Source organism: Streptomyces murinus, from assembly GCF_002154555.1.
In the GTDB taxonomy this organism is placed as follows: domain Bacteria; phylum Actinomycetota; class Actinomycetes; order Streptomycetales; family Streptomycetaceae; genus Streptomyces; species Streptomyces murinus.
The window spans coordinates 1-21,351 of the sequence record NZ_MUNF01000311.1 but is presented as its reverse complement, the minus strand read 5'-3'; the positions used below and the strand labels follow the sequence as shown (position 1 = coordinate 21,351).

General features: G+C 72.5%; 15 protein-coding genes. 6 read left to right on the top strand and 9 right to left on the bottom strand.

Going from position 1 to position 21,351, the window contains the following annotated elements:
• Positions 1 to 225: 225 nt before the first annotated feature.
• A complete protein-coding gene (locus CCN72_RS19315; protein WP_085567810.1) occupies positions 226 to 576 on the top strand; it encodes a MerR family transcriptional regulator in 351 nt (116 codons plus the stop codon).
• A 160-nt stretch (positions 577 to 736) separates the two neighbouring features.
• On the opposite strand, the gene CCN72_RS19310 is transcribed toward CCN72_RS19315, so the two are convergent.
• Together CCN72_RS19310 and CCN72_RS19300 are read right to left on the bottom strand one after the other, a co-directional pair.
• A complete protein-coding gene (locus CCN72_RS19310) occupies positions 737 to 1,234 on the bottom strand; it encodes a GNAT family N-acetyltransferase (protein WP_167408693.1) in 498 nt (165 codons plus the stop codon).
• A gap of 668 nt (positions 1,235 to 1,902) precedes the next feature.
• On the bottom strand, positions 1,903 to 3,240 hold the full coding sequence (locus CCN72_RS19300; protein WP_143664134.1) for a DUF7927 domain-containing protein: 1,338 nt from the start codon (positions 3,238 to 3,240) through the stop codon (positions 1,903 to 1,905).
• A 589-nt stretch (positions 3,241 to 3,829) separates the two neighbouring features.
• Here CCN72_RS19300 and CCN72_RS19295 point away from each other — a divergent pair.
• Together CCN72_RS19295 and CCN72_RS19290 are read left to right on the top strand one after the other, a co-directional pair.
• The gene (locus CCN72_RS19295) at positions 3,830 to 5,212 is read left to right on the top strand and encodes an MFS transporter (RefSeq protein WP_086808598.1); all 1,383 of its coding nucleotides are present in this window, start codon (positions 3,830 to 3,832) and stop codon (positions 5,210 to 5,212) included.
• 147 nt (positions 5,213 to 5,359) lie between these two features.
• Complete coding sequence (locus CCN72_RS19290) at positions 5,360 to 7,384, top strand: helix-turn-helix domain-containing protein (protein ID WP_086808597.1); 2,025 nt, start codon at positions 5,360 to 5,362, stop codon at positions 7,382 to 7,384.
• Positions 7,385 to 7,443: 59 nt separating this feature from the next.
• Here CCN72_RS19290 and CCN72_RS19285 read toward each other — a convergent pair whose 3' ends face one another.
• The 5 genes from CCN72_RS19285 to CCN72_RS19265 form a co-directional block, all read right to left on the bottom strand.
• The gene (locus CCN72_RS19285) at positions 7,444 to 8,547 is read right to left on the bottom strand and encodes a branched-chain amino acid ABC transporter permease (protein ID WP_086808596.1); all 1,104 of its coding nucleotides are present in this window, start codon (positions 8,545 to 8,547) and stop codon (positions 7,444 to 7,446) included.
• Positions 8,544 to 9,431 carry a branched-chain amino acid ABC transporter permease gene (locus CCN72_RS19280; RefSeq protein WP_086808595.1) on the bottom strand — a complete coding sequence of 296 codons (888 nt, stop codon included), beginning with the start codon at positions 9,429 to 9,431 and terminating at the stop codon, positions 8,544 to 8,546. The genes CCN72_RS19285 and CCN72_RS19280 overlap by 4 nt, the downstream gene beginning before the upstream one ends.
• Entirely contained in the window at positions 9,431 to 10,189 is a 759-nt protein-coding gene (locus CCN72_RS19275) for an ABC transporter ATP-binding protein (RefSeq protein ID WP_208638043.1), read from the bottom strand. Before CCN72_RS19275 ends, CCN72_RS19280 begins: the two co-directional genes overlap by 1 nt.
• Before the next feature lie 98 nt (positions 10,190 to 10,287).
• A complete protein-coding gene (locus CCN72_RS19270) occupies positions 10,288 to 11,094 on the bottom strand; it encodes an ABC transporter ATP-binding protein (protein ID WP_086808594.1) in 807 nt (268 codons plus the stop codon).
• A 4-nt stretch (positions 11,095 to 11,098) separates the two neighbouring features.
• Entirely contained in the window at positions 11,099 to 12,337 is a 1,239-nt protein-coding gene (locus CCN72_RS19265; RefSeq protein ID WP_086808593.1) for a substrate-binding domain-containing protein, read from the bottom strand.
• 359 nt (positions 12,338 to 12,696) lie between these two features.
• On the opposite strand from CCN72_RS19265, the gene CCN72_RS19260 reads away from it, so the two are divergent.
• Together CCN72_RS19260 and CCN72_RS19255 are read left to right on the top strand one after the other, a co-directional pair.
• Positions 12,697 to 13,545, top strand: coding sequence for a GAF and ANTAR domain-containing protein (locus CCN72_RS19260; RefSeq protein WP_244174320.1), 849 nt, complete (start codon positions 12,697 to 12,699; stop codon positions 13,543 to 13,545).
• A gap of 136 nt (positions 13,546 to 13,681) precedes the next feature.
• A complete protein-coding gene (locus CCN72_RS19255; protein ID WP_086808591.1) occupies positions 13,682 to 14,461 on the top strand; it encodes a DUF1206 domain-containing protein in 780 nt (259 codons plus the stop codon).
• Between the two features lie 60 nt (positions 14,462 to 14,521).
• Here CCN72_RS19255 and CCN72_RS19250 read toward each other — a convergent pair whose 3' ends face one another.
• On the bottom strand, positions 14,522 to 15,133 hold the full coding sequence (locus tag CCN72_RS19250; RefSeq protein ID WP_341868883.1) for an ATP-binding protein: 612 nt from the start codon (positions 15,131 to 15,133) through the stop codon (positions 14,522 to 14,524).
• A gap of 145 nt (positions 15,134 to 15,278) precedes the next feature.
• Positions 15,279 to 16,637, bottom strand: coding sequence for an MFS transporter (locus CCN72_RS19245; protein WP_086808590.1), 1,359 nt, complete (start codon positions 16,635 to 16,637; stop codon positions 15,279 to 15,281).
• Positions 16,638 to 17,319: 682 nt separating this feature from the next.
• Here CCN72_RS19245 and CCN72_RS19240 point away from each other — a divergent pair.
• A partial coding sequence (locus CCN72_RS19240; protein WP_086808604.1) for a type I polyketide synthase occupies positions 17,320 to 21,351 on the top strand: 4,032 nt, incomplete at its 3' end.

The window sequence follows — 21,351 nt, the reverse complement described above, 5'->3', positions numbered from 1 at the left end:
GTCCGGACCGCCGAGCACGCGGTCCGGGTACCGCAAGACCCCGGAATGGATGGTGGTCCCCGGTCACGCAGCTGCGATCCCCTGCTCCGCCCTGCCGGGCCGGGTAGCGGAAAGAGAAGGTCGGCTGAGCAGTAGGGCCGACAGATGGTGTTGAATTTCCTTCGGGGCCCTGGTGCCGTACGGCACCAGGGCCCCTCGACGCGTTGCATTGCACAGCGAGGTGACATGACATCGGACAATCCACTGAACGATCGTCTCGACGATGACGACTACCCGGCCTACACGATGGGGCGGGCGGCCGAGATGCTCGGCACCACCCCGGCCTTCCTCCGAGCCATCGGTGAAGCCCGGTTGATCACTCCCCTCCGCTCGGAGGGCGGGCATCGCCGGTACTCCCGCTACCAACTGCGGATCGCCGCGCGTGCTCGCGAACTCGTGGACAAGGGGACCCCGATCGAGGCCGCGTGCCGCATCGTCATCCTTGAGGACCAGCTCGAGGAGGCGCAGCGCATCAACGCCGAGTACCGGCGTGCCGCCGACGAGTCAGCGGGTGGTTCCGGCTCCAGCCCCGGCTGAGGACCCGGGCGCGGTCCGGCGGCGGGAGGGGTACGGGTACGGGTACGGGTACGGGTACGGGTACGGGTACGGCCCCAAGGATCACCGGCTGGGGCGAGCGCTCGGGTCGGTTTCGCAGCGGCACGGGATCAGGCTCGGAGCGAGCGAACCGGCGCCACCGTCACTCCGGAGAAACCGGAGAAATCCGAAACTCGAACTCGGGGCGGTCCCACGGCACGGCGGGCGGGTTCGCGAGCGCGGTCCCGGTCCGGACCGCGCCGACGCGGTGGTAGAAGTCCTCGGCGGGAAGATGCGACACGACCTTGACACGGTCGATCCCGGCGGCCCGCGCCTCCGACCGCATATGCGCGACGAGCAGGCGCCCGATGCCCCGCCCCTGCGCCTCGTCGGCGACGAACAGCAGGTCGAGCTCCGGTGGAGCGAGGATCAGCGAGTAGAAGCCGAGGACCCGGCCGCCGTCCTGCTCGCCGCCGACGGCCACGAAACTGCGGTGGGCCTCGATGTAATCAGGACCGACCCGGTAGCCCTCGACGGCCGATGCGTACATACCCGCGTAGGCGCCCGAGCCCCGCACGAGCCGCGTGAGCCGTTTGGCGTCCCGGGGTACGGCCCTCCGTATCGCGATCTGCCGGGCGACCGGGGAAGTGCGTGAACTCATCCGAAGAGTATTCCGCACCGGAGAGGCCCTTCGTGCGGTGGGTCGGGCGGGCGTCCCTCCGCCGGGCTCATCGGGACCACCATCGAGTGGTACGACAACTCATCTGATCAGAGCTACGGCCTGCGGCTTTCCCGTCATTACCCCTTCAAAGTCAGCCCCGAACCAGCACCGGGAAGCTTCGTGCCGGCGAGAGAACGGGCAAGGCCCGCGCCACGAGGCCGCGTGAGAGCAGTTGCGCCCTGATATCCGCGCAACCGGCCGGCCCGGCCGGGCTGGAGAACAGCAGGCGTCCGTCGCGAGATGGTCGACGACTTCGGCGAGCGTACGCAGTCGGGCGACGGTGCAGCCCCGAATCGCCGGCAGCGGTCGTACTTCGCCGATTGCACGCGTCGTGGTGGGGCGCTCCACACCTGACCAGCAGGCCAGTGGGTGGACTTTTCCCTCCGGTCCTGTTGAGTGCCGGTGCCTGTGAACCCGATCGGGCCGTCTCGCCCACGGAAAGCGAGGGAGACGGCCCCTGACCGTTCTGTCGCGGTTGCCTGTCCCGGCACCGTCGGCCAAGCGGTTGGGAGCTCAAGGGTCCTCGCCGCGGTGGCGCGGAGCGGGTTGTGCTTCACAGGGCACGCACGGCTCGGTCCTTGCCAGTGGTCGCCGTTGTCCAAGCCCGGTCAGTGTCGGGTGGCGGCCTGCTTCCTGCGCGTGCCGGCCCCGTAGCCGTAACCGTAGCCGGGCTTGTCGCAGTCATCGCCCTTGTTGACCTTGATGGTGACGGTGCAGGCCCGGGTGGTGGTGCAACTACCGCCGGGCGCGGTGGGGACCGCGTTGTTGACCAGGCTGCGGTCGCCGGCGGCGGGGGTTTTGACCGTGACCTTGTAGGTGACGGCGGCGGTGGCGCCGGGCGCCAGGGTGCCGGTCCAGGTCAGCGTGTTCCCGGTGACGGTCGCGGTGCCGGTGGTGGAGGTGACCGAACCGGGGACGAGGGTGGCGTCGTCCAGGACGTCGCTGAGGTCGTCGGTGAAGTCCCCGCTCGCGGCGGTGGAGCCGGTGTTCTTGACGGTGACCTGATAGGTGACGGTGTCGCCCTCGTTCACGTTTACGGTCGGCGTTGCCTTCTTGGCGATGGTGTAGGCGGGGGTGACGCAGGTGCCGGAGTCCTGGGTGGAGGTGGCGCCGTAGAAGCCGCGGCCGGTGGCCTCGATGGTCGTCACCGGCAGCGCCGCGGTGGACGCGGTGGTGGGCAGGCTGCTGAGCAGGTTGATGTCGCCGTTGGAGGCGAAGGCGTAGACCTGCCCGGCGGACTTGGCTGCGCCGAAGGTCTGGGGGACCGTGCCGATCTGGATGACGGTGTTGTCGGGGCGGATCCTGAACACCGGGGACGGGCTGGTGGCGTCCGGCGTGCCGAAGGCGAGGATGTCGCCGTCGTCCAGGGTGATGAAGTCGCCGGCCGAGACGATGCCGGCCGGGAAGGCGGCGGGGAACAGTGTGGAGACGCCCGTGGCGGGGTCGATCAGGAAGATCTGGCTGCTGGAGAACGAGCCCGCGACCAGCATCCCGTCCGCTCGGGAGGTCAGGCCGTTGACAGCGGTCGTCGGGGTGACAGCCGCCAGCGGGCCGGTGATCGGTGTGGCCGCCGTCTCCGCCCCGGTGATCGGGTCGATCGTGTAGAGCGTGGCCGAGCCCGCGGTGCCGGGGAAGTCGACCCCGTACAGCGTCGATCCGTTCGGGCTGAAGGCGATGTCGCCGTAGTCGCGGACCAGGGGGGCGGTGCTGAGAGTGTCGCCCGTGTCGTCGTACTGGATGAGATTCCGGTCGCTGCCGCCGGTGTTCGCCCACAGCGGCGTGGGCGGGCAGACCGCGCGCGCCTGCGAGACGTCTGAACCTGCCGTGGTCGCGCCCGCGTGCGCGGGCCCCGCGGGGCCCGTGACGGCCAGGAGGAGGCCGATCGCCGCGCTCGTCAGCACCCACGGCAGGGCGGGTCGGCGGTAGTTCAGCATGTAGTTCCTCACTTGTTCCGTCTCCCGCAGGAGCACGGATCGTGCCGTGCCGCTGGCCCGGAGATCAGCGGCGGCCGTCCGGGTCACCAGGCCCGGTCTGGACGCCTGTCAAGATGCCCTCGCGGTCCGGGAGCCGCAGTGCGCCGCATCCGCAATCCCTCCGTCCGGACCATGGCCGCCACCCGGACGGACCGGTCGGCGCCCCCTCCATAGCCCGCCCGAGACGGTGGTATGCGCTGCGAGGCTTTGCTGTCTTCTTCGTGGCCAGTGGGCTCGGCTCCTTCCTGTACGTGGCGACTGCCCATCGTCCGGATGGGACGCCATGGGGCGGGTTGCCGCCTCGGGGCAATCGCGTGCGCGAAGCTCAGCGCCCTGTTCACTCAGCGCCCTGTTCCCAGGGCGGCGACGCCGAGTCTCCTTGTCCACTTGTCCGCTCGAACGAAGCCGTCAAGCTACGGCGGGAAGCCGTGAGTCGGCATGGTGGCTGTACGCATAGCCGGCCTCATAACTATGTCGCCCCGCCACATGTGCACCCGACGTACGCCTTCCTACGGTGTGCCGACACGTCCCCCTCCCCACCGCACACCAGGAAGTGGCGCACATGGCCGCAGGAAACACCGCTCCCCCGCCCGCCGCCGGGCTCGGCAGGATCGTCGCCGCCAGTCTCATCGGGACCACCATCGAGTGGTACGACTACTTTCTCTACGGATCCGCCGCCGCGCTCGTGTTCGGGCGGGTGTTCTTCCCGGAGTCGGATCCGCTGACCGGGACGCTGTTGTCGTTCCTCACGTACGCGATCGGGTTCGTGGCCCGGCCCGTCGGTGCCGTGGTCTTCGGTCACTACGGTGACCGGCTCGGGCGCAAGAAGCTCCTGGTGATCAGTCTGCTGATGATGGGGCTGTCCACCGCGCTGATCGGCTGTGTGCCCGGGTATCACACGATCGGGGTCGCGGCTCCCCTGCTGTTGACCACTCTGCGACTGATCCAGGGCTTCGCGCTCGGCGGTGAGTGGGGCGGGGCGGTGCTGCTGGTGTCCGAGCACGGGGACGCGAGGCGGCGCGGGTTCTGGGCGTCCTGGCCGCAGGGCGGTGCGCCGGCCGGCAATCTGGTCGCCGTCGGGGTGCTGTCCCTGATGACCACGGTGCTCAGCGACGACGCGTTCGACTCCTGGGGCTGGCGGGTGCCGTTCCTGCTCTCCGCCGTACTGGTCATGATCGGCCTGTGGATCCGGCTGTCCGTCGATGAATCCCCGCTGTTCAAGGAGGCGTTGGCCGCAGCCGAGCGGCGCAAGGCCCAGCAGCGCGCCGAACGGCCTCCGCTGGTCGCGGTGGTGCGCGACCACTGGCGGGACATCCTGGTCGCGATGGGCGCCCGGATGGCAGAGAACATCTCCTACTACGTGATCACCGCCTTCGTCCTCACGTACTGCGTCGAGCACCTCAAGATGGACAAGCAGACGTCCCTGAACGCGGTACTGATCGGCTCCGCCGTGCAGTTCTGTCTGATCCCGCTGTTCGGCGCCCTCTCCGACCGGGTCGGGCGCAAGCCCGTCTACCTGGTGGGCGCGGTCGGTGTGGGCCTGTGGTCCTGGGCCTTCTTCGCGCTGCTCGACACCAGGTCGTTCCCCGCGCTGGTGCTGGCCGTGACCGTCGGGCTGATCTTCCACAGCGCCATGTACGCGCCTCAAGCCGCCTTCTTCTCCGAGCTGTTCGCCACCCGGATGCGTTACACTGGCGCGTCCATCGGGGCCCAGCTCTCCTCGGTGGCGGCCGGTGCCCCCGCCCCGCTGATCGCCACCGCGCTGCTCGGGTCCTACGGAAACTCCACTCCGATCTCGGTGTACGTCGGCCTGGCCGCACTGATCACCGTCGTCGCCGTCCTCGCCGCCCGCGAGACGCGCGGCAGGGATCTGGCCGCGATCGAACCGGGGGACGGGGCCGCGGCGCGGGCCACCGCGGACCGGCGGACGGCCGCCTCCACCTGAGCGCCACCGGTCCACCCAAGGGCGCGAACCGTCCGTCCTCCGTCCACCGGTCGCGTCCGCCTCGAACGGCCCGGCACCGCTCCCGGGCCGTTCGAACCCGCTCGCCGTTCGCCCCTCATGTGCCCCCGACTTCCCCACGGTTGCCCCATGTCGCACAGACCCACCTCCGCCGCCCCGCACCTTCGCCGGCTGGTCGAACTCCTCGCCGCGGGCGCCCCGGCCGAAGAACTCGGCGCCGTCGCCGCCGAGGCGCGCCGCGCCGGTGTCGACGCCCGGGACCTCGCGGAGGTGGAGGGGGCCACCGAGGCGGCGTTGCGGGTGCGGAACACGCTGCGGCAGCACCGGCGCCGGGAGACGGAGCTGACCGCGCTCTTCGACACCGCGGGCGACCTGGCGGCCCTGCGCGACCTCGACGCCGTACTGCGCTCCATCGTGCGGCGGGCCAGGATGCTCCTGGGCACCGACACGGCGTACCTCACGCTGGCCGACGAGGAGGCCGGGGACACCTATATGCGGGTCACCGACGGCTCGGTGTCGGAGCTGTTCCAGAATCTGCGCCTGCAACTGGGCGAGGGCCTCGGCGGGCTGGTCGCGCAGACCGCCCGCCCCTACGCCTCCCCGGACTACCGCACGGACGGCCGTTTCCTGCACACCGGCAGCATCGACGCCGGGGTCCTCGACGAGGGCCTGGTCGCGATACTCGGGGTGCCGTTGCTGCTGGGGTCGGGCAGCGGCGGTCAGGTCATCGGGGCGCTCTTCGCCGCAGACCGTACGCCCCGCACCTTCGCCCCGGAGGAGGTCGCCCTGCTGTGCTCGCTGGCCGACCACGCCGCCATCGCGATCGACACCGCCCGGACGATGGCCGACGCACGGCTCGCGCTGGCCGAACTGGCCGAGGCCAACGCCGTGATCCGGGAGCACTCCGCCGCCATGCAGCGGGCCGCGGAGTCCCATGACCGGCTCACCGATCTGGTGCTGCGCGGCGGAGACGTGTCGGACGTGGCCGCCGCGGTGGCCGGTCTGCTGAAGGGCGAGGTCGCGGTGCATGACGGCGCCGGGTGGCCGCTCACCTCGACCGGCGAGCGCAGCGGCGGGGGCACGGACGGGAGAGAGCACCCGGCAGGTGCCGAGGAGACGACCGCGGTCGAGGGAGCGGCCAGGGCCGAGAAGGCCGCCGGTGCCGAGGAGACAGCCGGTGCCGAGGAGGCGGCCGCGCTGGTCGCGGCGGCGGAGAGCTCGCGCGCGACGGCCCACGCGGTCTTCCGGGACGGGCGCTGGGTCTGCGCGGTACTGGCGGGGCAGGAACTGCTGGGCTGTCTCGTCCTGTACGGACGGCCGGAGCTCGACGACCCCGACCGGCGGCTGTTCGAGCGGAGCAGCGTGGTGACCTCGCTGCTGCTCCTGCTGCGGCGTTCGGTCGCGGAGACCGAGAACCGGGTCCGCGGCGACCTGATCACCGATCTGCTCACCGCGCCCGACCGCGACCCGGCCGGGCTGGTGGCGCGCGGCCGGCGGCTCGGCATCGACCTCGACCGTCCGCACTTTTTGCTGGTCGCCCGCACCGGTGACGCGGCCCGGGAGCGGCTCGCCGACGCGGCGGTGCAGTACCTGTTCGGGTGCGGCGGCGTCAGCGCGGTCCACGAGGGCGCGGCCGTGCTGCTGCTCCCCTGCGACGGCACCGGTCCCGGTACGGCGGCCCGTGCCGCCGCCGGGCAGCTGGGGCGGCTGGCCGGGGTGCCGGTCACGGTCGCCGGTGCCGGTCCCGCGGCCGGACCGCGGGCGATCGCCGACGCGCACGCCGAGGGCGTCCGCTGTCTGCGGGCCATGCATGTGCTCGGCCGGGACGGGGGCGGCGCCTGCGCCGCCGAACTCGGCTTCGTGGGCGTGCTGTTGGGCGACGACCACGACGTGGACGGCTTCGTCGCCGCCACCCTGGGGCCGCTGCTGGAGTACGACGCCCAGCGCGGCACCCAGCTGGTCCGCACCCTGCGCGCCTACTTCGGCTGCGGCGGCAGCCTCACCCGGGCGAAGGAGGAACTGCACGTCCATGTGAACACGGTCGTGCAGCGCCTGGACCGCATCCACGCCCTGCTCGGCCCCGGCTGGAACACCCCCGAGCAGACCCTGGAACTCCAACTCGCCCTGCGTCTGCATCTGTTGTCCGGCGGATGACCGGTCCGGCACGGCACGGCACGGGACGCTGTCGCACGCCGAGGGCTTCGGAAGTGAACTCACCGCACACCGGCTGCTTTTGACCGTAGTCGGGCGGGCAGCCGGGCCACCCCGCCGGGCAGCAGGTAGATCACCGCGACGAACAATGCGCCGAGCAGGAACAGCGGTTGCGACAGCGGTACCCGGAGCACCGGGGGCAGGGCGGCCACCGTACCCGAGCCGGCCGGGTCGCCGAGGCGCTGGTCGGCCCAGGTGTAGAGGATGCCGCCGATCATGGGGCCCCAGCGGGTGCCCGAGCCGCCCAGGACCACCATCACCAGCAGGGACAGCGTGAAGTCGGAGGTGGTGGTGCGCGGGGTGGCGCCGCCGGTCAGCAGCAGGTACACGATGCCGCCGAGCGCGGCCAGGGTGCCGGCCAGGACGAAGGCGATCAGCTTGAAGCCGTACGGGCGCAGTCCCAGTACCTCCACCCGGCGCTCGTTCTCCTTGATGCCCTCCCAGACCCGGCCGGTGGGCGAGCGGACCGCCCACCGTACGACGGCCAGGGTCACCACGAGGTAGGCCAGCGCGATCCAGTACAGATCGGCGGTGTGCTCGATGCCGACCAGGGATGCGGGCAGCCGGTCCGCGGGGGCGGCTCGGCCCTCCTCGCCGCCGGTGACGCCCCCGGGGTCGCGCTGCACCAGGATCGAGGCGGCCTGGGCGAACGCCAGGGTGACCATGGAGAACCCGATGCCGCCGACCCGCAGGCTGACCGCGCCGAGGAGGGCGGACAGCGCCACGCCCGCGAGCAGGCCGAGGAGCGCGGACGCGGTGAAGGACAGGCCCGCCTCCAGCATCAGGATGTCGGTGACGTAGGTGCCCGCGGCGAAGTAGAGCGCATGCCCGAAGGAGAGCAGTCCGGTGCGCCCGAGAAGCAGGTCGTAGCCGGTGGCCAGGCCACCGAACAGAAGGCACAGAGCGAGGAGTTGGAGGTTTCCGGGACCGCCGATCGGCCCGTCGAGCAGGCCCGGCAGCGGCAGCGCGCTGTAGGGGACGGTGAACAGCGCGAGCAGCGCCGGGGCCGGCCACCAGCGGGCGGCGCGCCGCAGCCGCTCGGAGCGGGTGGCGGGGCGCGGGCGCGTGCTGCGGGCCCGGTCGCGCGGCTGGGTGGCGGTGGTCATGCGAGCCTCCCGGTGAGCCCTCGCGGCCGGATGAGCAGCAGGGCGGCGAGCAGGACGACGACGGCGACGTCGCCGAGTCCCGCGGTGGTGTAGTAGTTGGCGAACTGCTGGACGAGGCCCACGGCCACGGAGGCCAGCGCGGCGCCGGTGAGCGAGCCCAGGCCGCCCGTGACGACGACCACGAAGGCGAAGATGAGCAGGGAGGTGCCCTGCCCGGGGTCGACGGAGCCGAAGTAGAGGCCGCCGAGGGCGCCACCGAGTGCCGCCGCCGCGCCGCCGATGGCGAAGACCAGTGTGAAGGCCTTGCGGACGTCGATGCCGAGCGCGGTGACCATCGCCCGGTCCTCCACGCCCGCGCGGACGACGAGTCCGTGCCGGGTGCGGCCGAGGAACAGTTTGAGCGCGGCCAGCACCAGTACGGCCGCCGCGATCAACACCGGCCGGTTCAGCGGCACTTGGGCGCCCAGCAGACCGAAGGTGCCGGACAGGGCCTTCGGTCCGTTGAGGGGCCGGGGGTCGGCGCCCCAGAGCGCGGACAGCAGGGCGGGTACGGCCAGGCCCACGCCGACGGTGGCGAGGATCTGTTCGCGGGGGCGGGTGTAGAGCGGGCGGATGACGGCGACTTCGAGCAGGACGGCGGCGACGGTGCCCATCGCGGTGCCGAAGACGACGGCGAGGGCGAAGCCCGCCCCGCCGGGCCCGGCGCCGGGGAGGTGACCGGAGGCGGCCCACCAGGTGCCGTAGGCGCCGATGGTCAGCAGCGCGCCGTGGGCGAAGTTGAGGACGTCCATCAGGCCGAAGATCAGTGACAGGCCGGAGGCGATGAGGAAGTACAGGGCGCCCAGGCCGAGTCCGGTGAAGGTGAGCAGCACGACGGTGGCCATCAGGTGTCCGCCTCCGGGGTCGGGGCGGCAGGGCGCGCCGTGGTGGGAAGGGGCGGGCCGGTCCGCGCGGGGTCCCCGCGGCCGACGCCGAGCAGCCGGCGGGCGGCCTCGGTGTCGGCGAGTAGGTCGAGGGCGGGTCCCTGGTGTGCGGTGCGGCCGTCGGCGAGTACGACGCAGTGGCGGGCGAGGTGTCGTACGACGGCGAGGTTCTGCTCCACCAGCAGGACCGGCACTGCCTCGGCGGCACGCTCCAGCGCCCGGGCGACCTCGGTGACGACCTTGGGCGCCAGGCCCTTGGTGGGTTCGTCGGCGATGATCAGCCGGTTGCCGTTGAGCAGGGTCCGGGCGATGGCGAGCATCTGCTGCTGGCCTCCGGACAGGGTGCCGGCGGCCTGCCGGGCCCGGCGTCGCAGCTCCGGGAAGAGTTCGTGCACCAGGTCGTAGGCCGGTTCGCCGCTCTCGGGGCGCTCGGCCAGGCGCAGGTTCTCGGCCACGGTGAGGGCGGCGAAGACACCGCGGTCCTCGGGGGCGTAGCCGATGCCACGGCGCACCAGGGCGTGGGTCGCGAGGCGGACCGTCTCCTCGCCGGCCAGCAGTACGCTGCCGGTGCGCGGGACCAGGCCGAGGATGCCGCGCACGGTGGTGGTCTTGCCGGCCCCGTTGCGGCCCAGCAGCGCGGTGGTGCCGGTGGCGGCCACCGTCAGGTCGACGCCGTGCAGGATGTGCCGGCCCCCGATCACGACCCGCAGGTCGCGCACGGTCAGCAGGGGCGCGGGGACAAGGCTCACCGCCGGTACGGGGTTCACCGCCGGGTCGGGACTCGCCGCCGGGTCGGGACTCGCCGCGGGGTCGGGGCTCACAACTCCTCCCCTAGGTAGGCCTGTTGGACGGTGGGGTCGGCCATGACGGCTTTGGGGGTGTCCAGCGCCAGCAGCGTGCCGTGGTGCATCACGGCGAGGCGGTCGGCCAGGTCGAGCAGGACGTCCATGTGGTGCTCGACCATGAGCACGGTGCGCCCCTCGTCCCTGTGCAGGGAGCGGATCAGTCCGGTCAGGGCGGGCACCTCCTCGGCGCTCACGCCCGCCATCGGCTCGTCCAGCAGCATCAGACGGGGCTCGCCGACGAGCAGGACGGCGAGTTCCAGCTTGCGTTTCTCGCCGTGCGAGAGGGCGTCGGCGCAGGTGTCGGCGCGGTGGGTGAGCTGAGTGCGGTCCAGTACGCGTTCCACCCGCTCCGGGTAGGTGTCGGCGCGGCGCCAGACCCGGTACGAACCGCCGTCGGCGGCCTGGGCCGCGAGGCCGACATGGTCGGCGACGGTCATGCCCGGCCAGAGACTGGAGGTCTGGAAGGTACGTCCGAGGCCGCGGCGGGCGCGGGTGTGGGCGGCCTGTGCGGTGATGTCGCGGCCGTCCAGTTCGATGGTGCCCCGGGTGACCGGGTTGAGCCCGCTGATCAGGTTGAACAGCGAGGTCTTGCCCGCGCCGTTGGGGCCGATGAAGGCCAGGAACTCGCCTTCGCGGACGTCGAGGGAGACGGAGTCGACGATGGTCGCGCCACCGATCGTCCAGCCGACGCCGCGCAGCCGGAGAACGGGGGCCGGGGCCTTATCGGTGTCGCCCGCCGCGTCCTCGGCGCCCGGTGACGTCGTGTTCGAGGGGGACATCCGCTCAGCCCGCCGTCGGTGCGACCGGGGGCGCCACCGCCGCCATCGGCAGGCCGGCGATCAGCTCGGGCCGGGCGGCGGCGCCGGTGCCCTTGAGGCGGGCCGTGAACATCGGCTGGAGCAGGGCGTGGTCACGGGCGCGGATCTGCTCCTTGCCCTTCGGCCCGGCGAAGCTCCAGCCCTCCAGGGACTTGGCCATGGCCGTGGTGTCGGTGGCGCTGCCGGATGCGATCGCGTGCACGATCATCTGGGCGGCGGTGAAGCCGTCCGGGCTGAACAGGTCGGGGCTGCCGCCGGCCTTGGTGATGCCGTCCAGCATGGCCTTCTCGACCGGGTTTCCGCCCCCGGCGCCCGGGAAGTAGTGCGCGAGGAAGGCGATCTTGGTGCCGCCCGGCCCGAAGACCGGGTACGAGGCGGTGCCCGCGAGTCCGGTGACGACCTTGCTCGCGTCCAGCACGCCCTGCTGGTCCAGCGCGGTCCACAGGGCGGGGGCGTTGCCGCCCGCCCAGGCCACGAACACCAGGTCCGGCCTGCCCGCCCTGGTCTGACGGGCGAAGGGCGTGAGGTCGGTGGCGCTCGGCGGGGCCAGTACGGAGCCGACGTGCGCGCCCTTTTGGCCGAGGACCGCCTTCACCGCGGCCACGTTGGCCTGGCCGAACGCGGAGTTCTGGGCGAGCACGGTGACCTTCTTGCCCTCGGCGTCGCCGAGGAGGGTACCGGCGGCGAGGATGTCCTGGTACGACTGCCGGCCCGAGCGGAAGGTGTAGGCGTTGACGCCGGTGACCGCGTCGGTGGCGGCCGGGCCGCTGACGTAGAGCACCTTGTTCTGGGCGGCCAGCGGGGCCATCTGGAGTGCCACGCCGGAGTCGGTGGTGCCCGCGAGGATCTTGCAGCCCGCGCCGAGGAGGGACTTGGCGGCGGCGACCGCCTTGGCCGGGTCGCCCGTGTCGTCCTGCTCGGTGACCTCGATCCGGTGACCGCCGGCCGTGTCCGTGCCGTGCGTCGCGTAGGCCAGGCCCGCCTTGAAGCCCTGCTCGTACTGCTTGCCGTAGGCGGCGAGAGGACCGCTGCGGGAGTAGACGAGGCCCACCTTCACCGGGGCGGACCCGCCGTCCGCTCCGGCGGACGTGGTGCCGGCGGTGCCGGCCGAGGAGCAGCCCGCGACCAGGGCGCCGACGGCGACGGCGAGGGTGAGCGCGCGCAGGGATCTGCCGCGGAAGGTGTCGATGACGCGGGAAGGCATGACGGGCCGCTCCTGACGGGGTGTCGCCCGTCCGTCGCACGCATCCCGCCGCGCCGGTCCGGGGCGGCGGCCGCGTGCGCGGGGACGGGAGCGCGGTGTGTGGTTGCCGGAACCCTAGGAGCGGCGGGCGGCGGGCGGCATGTCGCCGGACACCGCTCTTCGGGGCGCGGTCATGGCGGGGGCACACATGCCGGTCCGTCCCGGGGGCGAGCGCGGGGGCACGGGGGCCGTCCGGCGGTCGCTCCGACGGGTGCGCATACAGTGTGGGCAGGTGCTTCGGCCGGCAGGCACCACGGTGTTGTCACTCATTCGGGATGCGACCGCCTCGCGCGGGTCGCGTCGGACAAGGAGGCCGGCCGGTGACCGCGGACCAGGAGACGCCCGTCGAACACGAGGAAGCCGTACCCGGCGGCGCGGCGGAGAGCCGCCCGGTCGACCTCGACGGCCTTCTCGATGAGCGGAACCAGCGGCTGGCACACGCCGGTATCGCGCGCGCCGAGGATCTCCTCCTCTCCCGCTACCGGCTCTCGTCCCGGGAGGAAGCCTTCGACCTGCTGCGCCGCACCTCCCAGCGGTTCAACGTCAAGCTGCACACGCTCGCCGATGTCGCGGTCCACGCGCCCGCCCCGGCGCGCAACGCCCACAGCTGGATGCCGCGTCGGCCGCGCGGCGCCGCGCCCGCGCTGCCCGCCCTGCGCGGCGAGGGGCAGCCGGCCGGCCAGGGCGCGGTCCTCACGGCCGCCCTGCACCGCGCCCTGCACATCACCGGCGCCGAGATGGGCAATGTGCAGCTGGTGGAGAACGGAATGCTGCGGTTGGAGAAGCACACCGGGCTCAACAAGCGCTTCACCGACTACTTCACCTTCGTCGAGGACTCGACGACTGCGTGCGCGCGGGCCGCCGAGGAGAAGCGCCAGGTGACGGTCAAGGACGTCGCCTCCTGCGACACCTTCGACGAGGGTTCCCGGCAGGCGATCCTCCAGACCGGCAGCCGCGCCTGCCACAGTGTTCCGCTGGTCAGCCCGAAGGGTGCCGTGGTCGGCATGATCTCCTCCCACCATGAGGGGACGCTCGGTGGCCTCACCGACGCCCAGTTGAAGGCCCTGCACGAGCTGGGCGGCCAGGTCGCGCGCTGGCTGATCTGGCACCGGGGCACCGTCGCCGGCGCCCTCGATCATCTGCACGCCCTCGCCACCAGCCGCCGCTGACCGGTCGCCGAGGTGTCGGACGGGTTCCCCGGGGCATCGGCGGACTATGGATGCACGGTCATGGGCCCGGTCACGGGCCCGCTCATGGGTGCCGAGGGGGCGCGGCGAGGTGCGCCGGGCCGCGGACGGTACGGCGATGGCGGTGGCGGCCCGGTCCGGCTTCGCCGCTCGTGGGCTGATCCACGTCCTGGTGGGTGTCATCGCGCTGCGGATCGCCTTCGGTGGCGACGGCGGCCGGCAGCAGGCCGACCGGGGCGGCGCCCTGGAGGAACTGGCCGATCGGCCGCTCGGGGTGGCGATGCTCTGGGCCGTCGGGGCCGCACTCGCCGGTATGGCGCTGTGGCGGCTGTCGGAGGTGGCGTTCGGCGGGGCGGGACCGCGGGCGGGCAGGCCGTCGAAGCGGGTGGGGGCGGCGGCGCAGTGCGTCTTCTACGTCTTCCTGTCCTTCTCGGTGCTGGCCTACGCGGTCGGCTCCCGGGGCAGCGGCAGCGGATCCTCCGACCGGAGCACCCAGGATGTCACCGCGACGGCCCTGCGGTGGCCGGACGGGCAGTGGCTCGTGGGCGTCGGGGGTGCCGCCGTGGTGGTCATCGGGGTGTGGATGTCGGTCCGGGCGCTGCGGAAGGAGTTCCGCAAGGACCTGCGGATCGACGCCATGTCGCCCATGGCGCGCCGGATCACGGACTTCTTCGGTGTCGTCGGTGGCACGGCACAGGGTGTCGTCTTCGCCGTGGCGGGCGGGTTCGCCGTCGTCGCGGCCGCCCGGCATCGGCCGGGCGAGGCGAAGGGTGTGGACGACACGCTGCGTTCCTTCCGCGATCTGCCGGCCGGGCCCTGGCTGCTCGCCCTCATCGCGCTGGGCCTGGCCGCGTTCGGGGTCTTCTCGTGGTGCAGCGCGCGGTGGCAGCGGCTGTGACCGGGCGGCGGGGCCGCTCATGGGGGCGGATCGGTCGGCCGGCGGCGGCTCAGTCGGCGGTCACGGACGTACGGGGCGGGTCTCCACAGAAGTGCGGGCCTCGGCAACAGCGCAGGTCTCTGCGGAAGCACGGTCCGCGACGGAGGCGGGCGTCTCCGGGCGGTTGTCGGCGCGTTGACGGCAGCGCGGTGCGGGGCGCCGGGTCCGTGCGCACGGCCGGTCCGCTCCCTCTTCCCGTCCGGTGTCCCCGCTGTCCGCGAGGGCGATCCGGACGATGATCCGCTTGCCCGGCGGTTCGGGCCGCATCTCGAACGACTCGGCGACGGCCAGGACGATCTCCAGCCCGTGCTGCCCCACCCGCCGGGGCTCGGCGGCCCGGACCACCGGAGGAAGGGGGACGGAGTCCCGCACCGAGATCTCGATCCGGGGCTCTTCCGTCCGGGCGCCGGTGATCCGCAGGTCCATGCGGATCGGCCCCGGGGCGTACTTGCACGCGTTGGTGACCATCTCGCTGACGACGAGCCGCGTGAGGTCGAGGGCGCGCGCGGAGACGGCGACGCCGTGTTCGGCCCGGGCGCGGGTCAGGAACCGTGCCGCCTCGTGCCGTGCCACGGCGATGCATCCGGGCTCTCCGTCGAACTCCGCGACGGCGGCCATCGGTTCGGCGGGCACGGACCGTCGGCCACCGGTTCGGGACCGGGGCGCCGTGCGGATCGTTGGCGCTGCGTTCACGTGGCCGCCCATACCCCGAGCCCCGGACTCCATGCCTCGAAGATCCTGCGGGGTTTCTCACGTGGTGGCCCAAAGCCCCCAGGGCTCAGTTCCGCGGGCGGGCCAGCGCAATGCCACCGGCGCCGATCGCACAGGCGATGCCCGCCACCAGGTACGCCAGGTGGTAGCCGCCGAGCCGGTCGCCGGTGGTCGCGGCGAGGAGGACCAGGGCAGCGACGCCCGCGCTGGAGCCGATCTGCTGGGCGACGACGTTGACCGCGCCGGCGACGGCGTGCTGCTTCGGGGGGACGTCGGAAAGGCCGGCGGTGGTCATGGCGGGGAAGTTCAGACCCTGGCCGAAACCGCTGATCACCAGGCCGGGCAGCACATGCAGCAGATAGTCGCCGTGCGCCGGGGTGGTGATCCACAGGGCCGTGCCGGCGCCGATCAGGAGCAGGCCGGTGACCATCAGGGCGCGCGGGCCGTACCTGGCCAGCAGGCGTCCGGTGGCGAAGTTGGCCGTGAGGAAGACGGTCAGGGACATCGGGACCAGGGAGAGGCCGGATTCGACCGGTGAGTAGCCCAGCATGCCCTGGAGATACAGCGGCGCGAAGAAGACGATCGCGACCGACGCCGTGTACTGGAGGAACGCCGCCGCGGTGGCCAGCCGTACCGAGGACATCCGGAAGAGGGTCAGTGGCAACAGCGGGTCGGGCGCCCGGTGTTCGTGTACGGCGAAGAGCACCAGGAAGACCACCGCCGCGGCGATCAGCGCCCAGGCCCACACCCCGCCGAGGCTCACGCCGATGACGAGCAGCGCGAGCCCGAGGGTGCCGGATATCGCGCCCGCCAGGTCCAGCGGGACCCTGGTGCCCACCCCGTCGGGCAGTCCGGACCGGGTGATCGCGAGCACGATCGCGCCGAGGGCCACCGAGAACCACAGCACCGACCGCCAGCCGAGGAACTCGGTCAGTACGCCGCCCAGCAGCATCCCGCCGCTGAAGCTGGCCGCGCCGACCGCCGCGTACACGCCCAGCGCCCGGCCCCGGCTCGGGCCCTCCGGGAACACCTCGGTCAGCAGGGCGAGCGCCGCCGGTCCGGACAGGGCCGCGCCGATGCCCTGGACCGCCCGCGCGCCGAGCAGCACCGCGCCGTCCGGCGCCAGCGCGCCGACCAGCGCGGCCAGCGTGAACAGCGCGACGCCGGCCTCGAAGACCCGGCGCCTGCCGAACACATCGGCCAACCGCCCGCCCACCAGCAGGAATCCGGCGAAGGTGACCGAGTAGGCCGTCATGACCCACTGGAGCGTGGTGTCCCGCAGCTCGAAGCGTGCCCCGACGGAGGGCAGGGCCGCGTTCAGTACGGCCATGCCGCTGAGGTCCAGCGCGAGTGCCCCGGCCAGCACCCCGAGCGCCAGGCCCGGCCGCTGTGACAAGGCCCGCCCCTGTGCTGATGTGTTGAGCATCGCGGTGCTGCTTCCTCTCCCCGGGACACGAACCCCCTAAGACGATCACCGCGCCTCACCCAGGTCAATCACCGGTATTCCAAGTGGCTGGAAACAAGGCTCAGTTCATACGGTCCGGCCTTCGCGCAAGTCGGCGAACCAGCCACCCGGGAGTGAAATCTTGCCAGTGCGGGTTCCGGCCAGCAGGCACTCTTGCCCCACCAATCACCGGATGGCAGGCTGACATTCGCCGATCGGGGTGAGCACCTCGTCAAGCGGTCCGTCCGGGGTAAAGCGGACCGTGACTCCCGTCGGCGGTGGCCGTGCGGGCGAGGGGTTTCGCGTGTACGTCGCCATAGTCAACGCAACTGACCGTGAGCTGATTCTGTCGGGATGACTCAACGAGGGCGGTTCAGTGCAGTCATGGTTCAGTGCAGTCATTCGGGTATTCGGCGGCTCCGCCTTTGTCAGGGGGCCGCACGATCAGTCGAGCGTGAGCCGGTAGCCGTCCGCTGACCACGGACGCTCGATCGCTCGGACATTCCTCCAACTCCTTCTTCATCAGCACCCCTTGGTTGCCTTCGCGTGTGTGGTGACGCGTCGCAGTACCCGGCGCGGCCGAACGAACCTCTGTGTCCGTAAACCATCTCCTGCTTTCGGGCCGGCGACCGGCCCATTCCATCCGCCTTGCCGAGGAGGCGAAATGCCCCAAGAGCGCGGGCCGCGCGATGTGCGCGCCGTCACAGATTTTCTGCTTTCTCGCTTCGTGGAGCTGCTGGACGTTTCCAGGGATACGGTGGATCGCTGGGCGCCGATGCATCAGTACGGTCTGGATTCGGCCAAGGCGGCCACGCTTGCCGCCGCGTTGTCCGCATTCCTCGGCCGTCCGGTTCCGGTCACCTGGATGTGGCAATATCCGACCGTCGACGAGCTGTCCCGGGCACTGGTCGAGGGCCCGCCCGCCGCGCCGGAGGCGGCCGCCCCCGGCCGGGACCGCCGTGGGCCCTCGTACGAGCCCGTCGCGGTCGTGGGCATCGGCTGCCGGTTCCCCGGCGGTCCCGATCCCGCCGCGTTCTGGCGGCTGCTGGCCGAGGGACGCGATGCCGTGGGGCCGGTGCCGGCCGCGCGGCGCGAGCTGCTGGGCGACGCGGTGCGCTGGGGCGGGTTCATCGACGGCATCGACCGGTTCGACCCGCTGTTCTTCGGCATCTCGCCCAGGGAAGCCGTCCAGATGGACCCGCAGCAGCGACTGATCCTGGAGCTGGCCTGGGAGGCGCTGGAGGACGCCGGTGTGCCGCCGCTCGGCCTGGTCGGCAGCGACACCGGCGTGTTCATGGCCTCCTGCTGGGGCGACTACGCGGCGCTCGCGCACTACCGGGGCCCCGACAGCCAGATCACCCCGCACACCGCGACCGGTATGCACGACGGGATCATCGCCAACCGCGTCTCCTACGTCCTCGGTCTCCAGGGCCCGAGCATGGCCATCGACGCCGCCTGCGCCGGATCGCTGGTCTCGGTGCATCTGGGCTGCCAGTCGATCTGGATGGGCGAGAGCGAGCTGGTGCTCGCCGGTGGCGTGAATCTGAGCTTCGTCTCCGACTACTACACGGCCATGGACCAGATGGGCGCGCTCGCCCCGGACGGCCGCTGCAAGAGCTTCGACGCGCGCGCCGACGGCTATGTCCGCGGTGAGGGCGCCGGGGTCGTCGTACTGGCCCCGCTCAGTGTGGCGCTGGAGCGCGAGCTGCCGGTTTACTGCCTGATCAAGGGCAGTTCGGCCAATAACGACGGGCTGAGCAACGGCATGACCGCGCCCAATCCGCAGGCGCAGGAGCTGATGCTGCGCACCGCGTACCGGCGGGCCCGGATCGCGCCGGCCCTCGTGGACTACATCGAGTGCCACGGCTCCGCGACGCCGCTCGGCGACCCGATCGAGGCCAATGCCATCGGCGCGGTCCTGGGCGGCGACCGGCCGGCGCCGCTGCGGCTCGGGTCCGTCAAGTCCAATGTCGGACATCTGGAGGCGGCGGCCGGGATCGTCGGCCTGGTCAAACTGGCGCTGTCGATCCGCAACGGGGTGCTGCCGGCGAGCCTGCACTACACCGCGCCGAACCCGCAGATCCTGTTCGACGAGTACGGGCTCGCCGTGCAGGACCGGCTGACCGCGTGGCCGCGCCGGTCCGACGCGCGCCGCGGGGGTGTCAGCTCGTTCGGGTTCGGCGGGGCGATCTGTCATGTCGCCGTCGAGGAACTGCCGCGCCCCGAGGGCAGACTCCTGCTGCTGGCCGAGGACTCCCCCGAGGCGCTGGCCGAGCGGGCCCGGGCCCTGCGGGACGAGCACGATCTGCGGGAGGTCTGCGGGCGGGCGCCCGGCGAGGGACGGTTCCGGCTCGCGGCCGCCGCCCGTGACATGGGTGAACTCCGCTCCCAGCTGGAGGCGTTCACCGCCGGTACGACGGCCTCGGGGCTCAGCGCCGCAGAGGTGGCCGGTCCCCGACCGCGGGTGGCGTTCCTGTTCTCCGGCAACGGCTCCCAATGGGTGGGCATGGGGCGGCAGTTGCTCGCCGGGATGCCCGTGTTCCGGCGGTCCATGATGCGCTCCGACCGGCGGATGCGGGAGCTGCTGGGCTTCTCCCTGGTCGACCAACTCCTCGCGGCCGACGGCCGTCTGGACGACATGGACGTCTTCCAGCCGCTGCTGTTCTGCTTGCAGGTGGCGCTGGCCGACGCCTGGCGCTCGCTGGGGGTGGCGCCGGATGTCGTCGTGGGCCAGAGCGTCGGCGAGTTCGCCGCCTCGCACATCGCCGGGGCGCTCGACTTCGAGGACGCGGCGCGGCTCGCCGCCTGCCACGGCCGGCTGCTCCAGCAACTGGCCGTCGGCCGCGGCGAAGGCATCGTGGTCACGACCGACGCGGCCGCCGTCCAGCCGTATCTGACCGGGCAGCTCACCGTGTCCGGCCACAACGGCCCGGACTCCACGCTGGTCACCGGCACCCCGCAGGAGATCGACGCGCTCGTCCAGCGGCTGACGGAGGAGGGGATCACGACCCATCGGGTACGGATGGGCCACGCACCCCACTCGCCCCTGGTCGACCATGTCCTCGCCCCGCTGCGGGCCGAACTCGACGGCATCAGGCCCCGCACGACCCGCGTCCCGATGATCTCGACGGTCACCGGCGAGCGTGTCGACGGCGCGGAACTCGGCCCCGACTACTGGGCGGACAACCTGCGCCACGAGATCCAGGTGGTCAAGGCCCTGACGGCGCTGCGCGGTTACGACATCGACGCGGTGGTCGAGCTGTCCCCGCACCCGCTCCTGCTCAAGGCCGCCGCGCAGCTCCTGGACGCGGCCACCCTGCCCTCGCTGCGGCGCGGCGCCGACGAGGCGCAGACCCTGCTGGGTTCGCTCGGCGCGCTGTACACCGCGGGCCACCCGGTCACCGCGTCCCCGTTCCTCACGGGTGACCGGGGACGCCACGTCGGGCCGGGTCCGGGCGCCGCCACGAGTGACGAAGTCCTGCGTCTCGTACCGGTGTCCGCGCACTCGGCGGCCGCGCTGGCCGACACCTGCCGCGCGCTGTCCAACCATGTCGAACGCGACGCGGGCCTGCGGGTGTCCGATCTCGCGTACACCCTCGCGACCCGGCGCACCCATCAGAACCACCGGGTGGCGCTGCTCGCCCGCAGCCGCCAGGACGTGCTGGACGGGCTCGCCCGGGTCGCCGCCGGGCGGCCGCACCCCGAGGTCGTCACCGGCACGGTCTCCGGCAGCACCGACCGGCGGGTGGCACTGGTCTTCTCCGGCGGCGGGACCCAATGGGTCGGCATGGGGCGGGAGTTGCTGCGCACACACACCGGGTTCCGCACCTGGATGCACGCCTGTGACACCGCGGTGCGCGCGGCCGGCGGCTGCTCGGTGCTCGAACAGCTCGACGCCCCGGAGGGCGAGGCCCGGTTCGAGGAGATGGACTTCCAGCAGCCGGTGCTGTTCGCCCTCCAGGTGTCGCTGGCCCGGGTCTGGCTGCAGCTCGGCATCCGGCCGGCCGCCGTCGTCGGGCACAGCCTGGGCGAGGTCGCGGCGGCCTGCGTCGCGGGGGCGCTGTCGCTGGAGGACGCCGCGCGGGTCGTCGTGGCGCGGTCGCATCTGCTCGAACGCAAGGCGGCCCCAGGCGCCATGATCTCGGTCGACCTGCCGGAGCGGGAGCTGTCGCCGTGGCTCGCGCCGTACGCCGAGCACGCGGCCGTCGCCGTGGTCAACAGCCCCACCAGCACGGCGGTTTCTGGCTCACCGGAGGCGGTGCGCGCCCTGGAGGCGGACCTGCGGGCGGCCGGGATCTCGACCAGGAACATCCGGGTCGAGCGGCCGGTGCACAGCCCCGGCATGGACCCGCTGACCGGTCCGCTGCGTGAACTCATCGACGGCATCAGCCCGTCGACCGGGAGCATCGACTTCCACTCCACGGCGCTGGCCGGGGCGGTGAACCCGGTCGTGGACGTCGGCTACTGGGTGCACAACCTGCGCGATCAGGTCCGGTTCGCCGAGACCATCGGCGCGCTGGTCGAGGACGGCATCGGCACCTTCGTGGAGATCGGCCCGCACGAGACGCTGCGCGGCGCGGTCGAGGAGATCGCGCTGACCCGGGGCGCCCGGGTGCACGCGGTCAACTCCCTGCGACGCGGCGAGAGCGACCTGCGCTGTCTGCTGGAGGCCGCCGCCTCGCTGCACGTCAGGGGC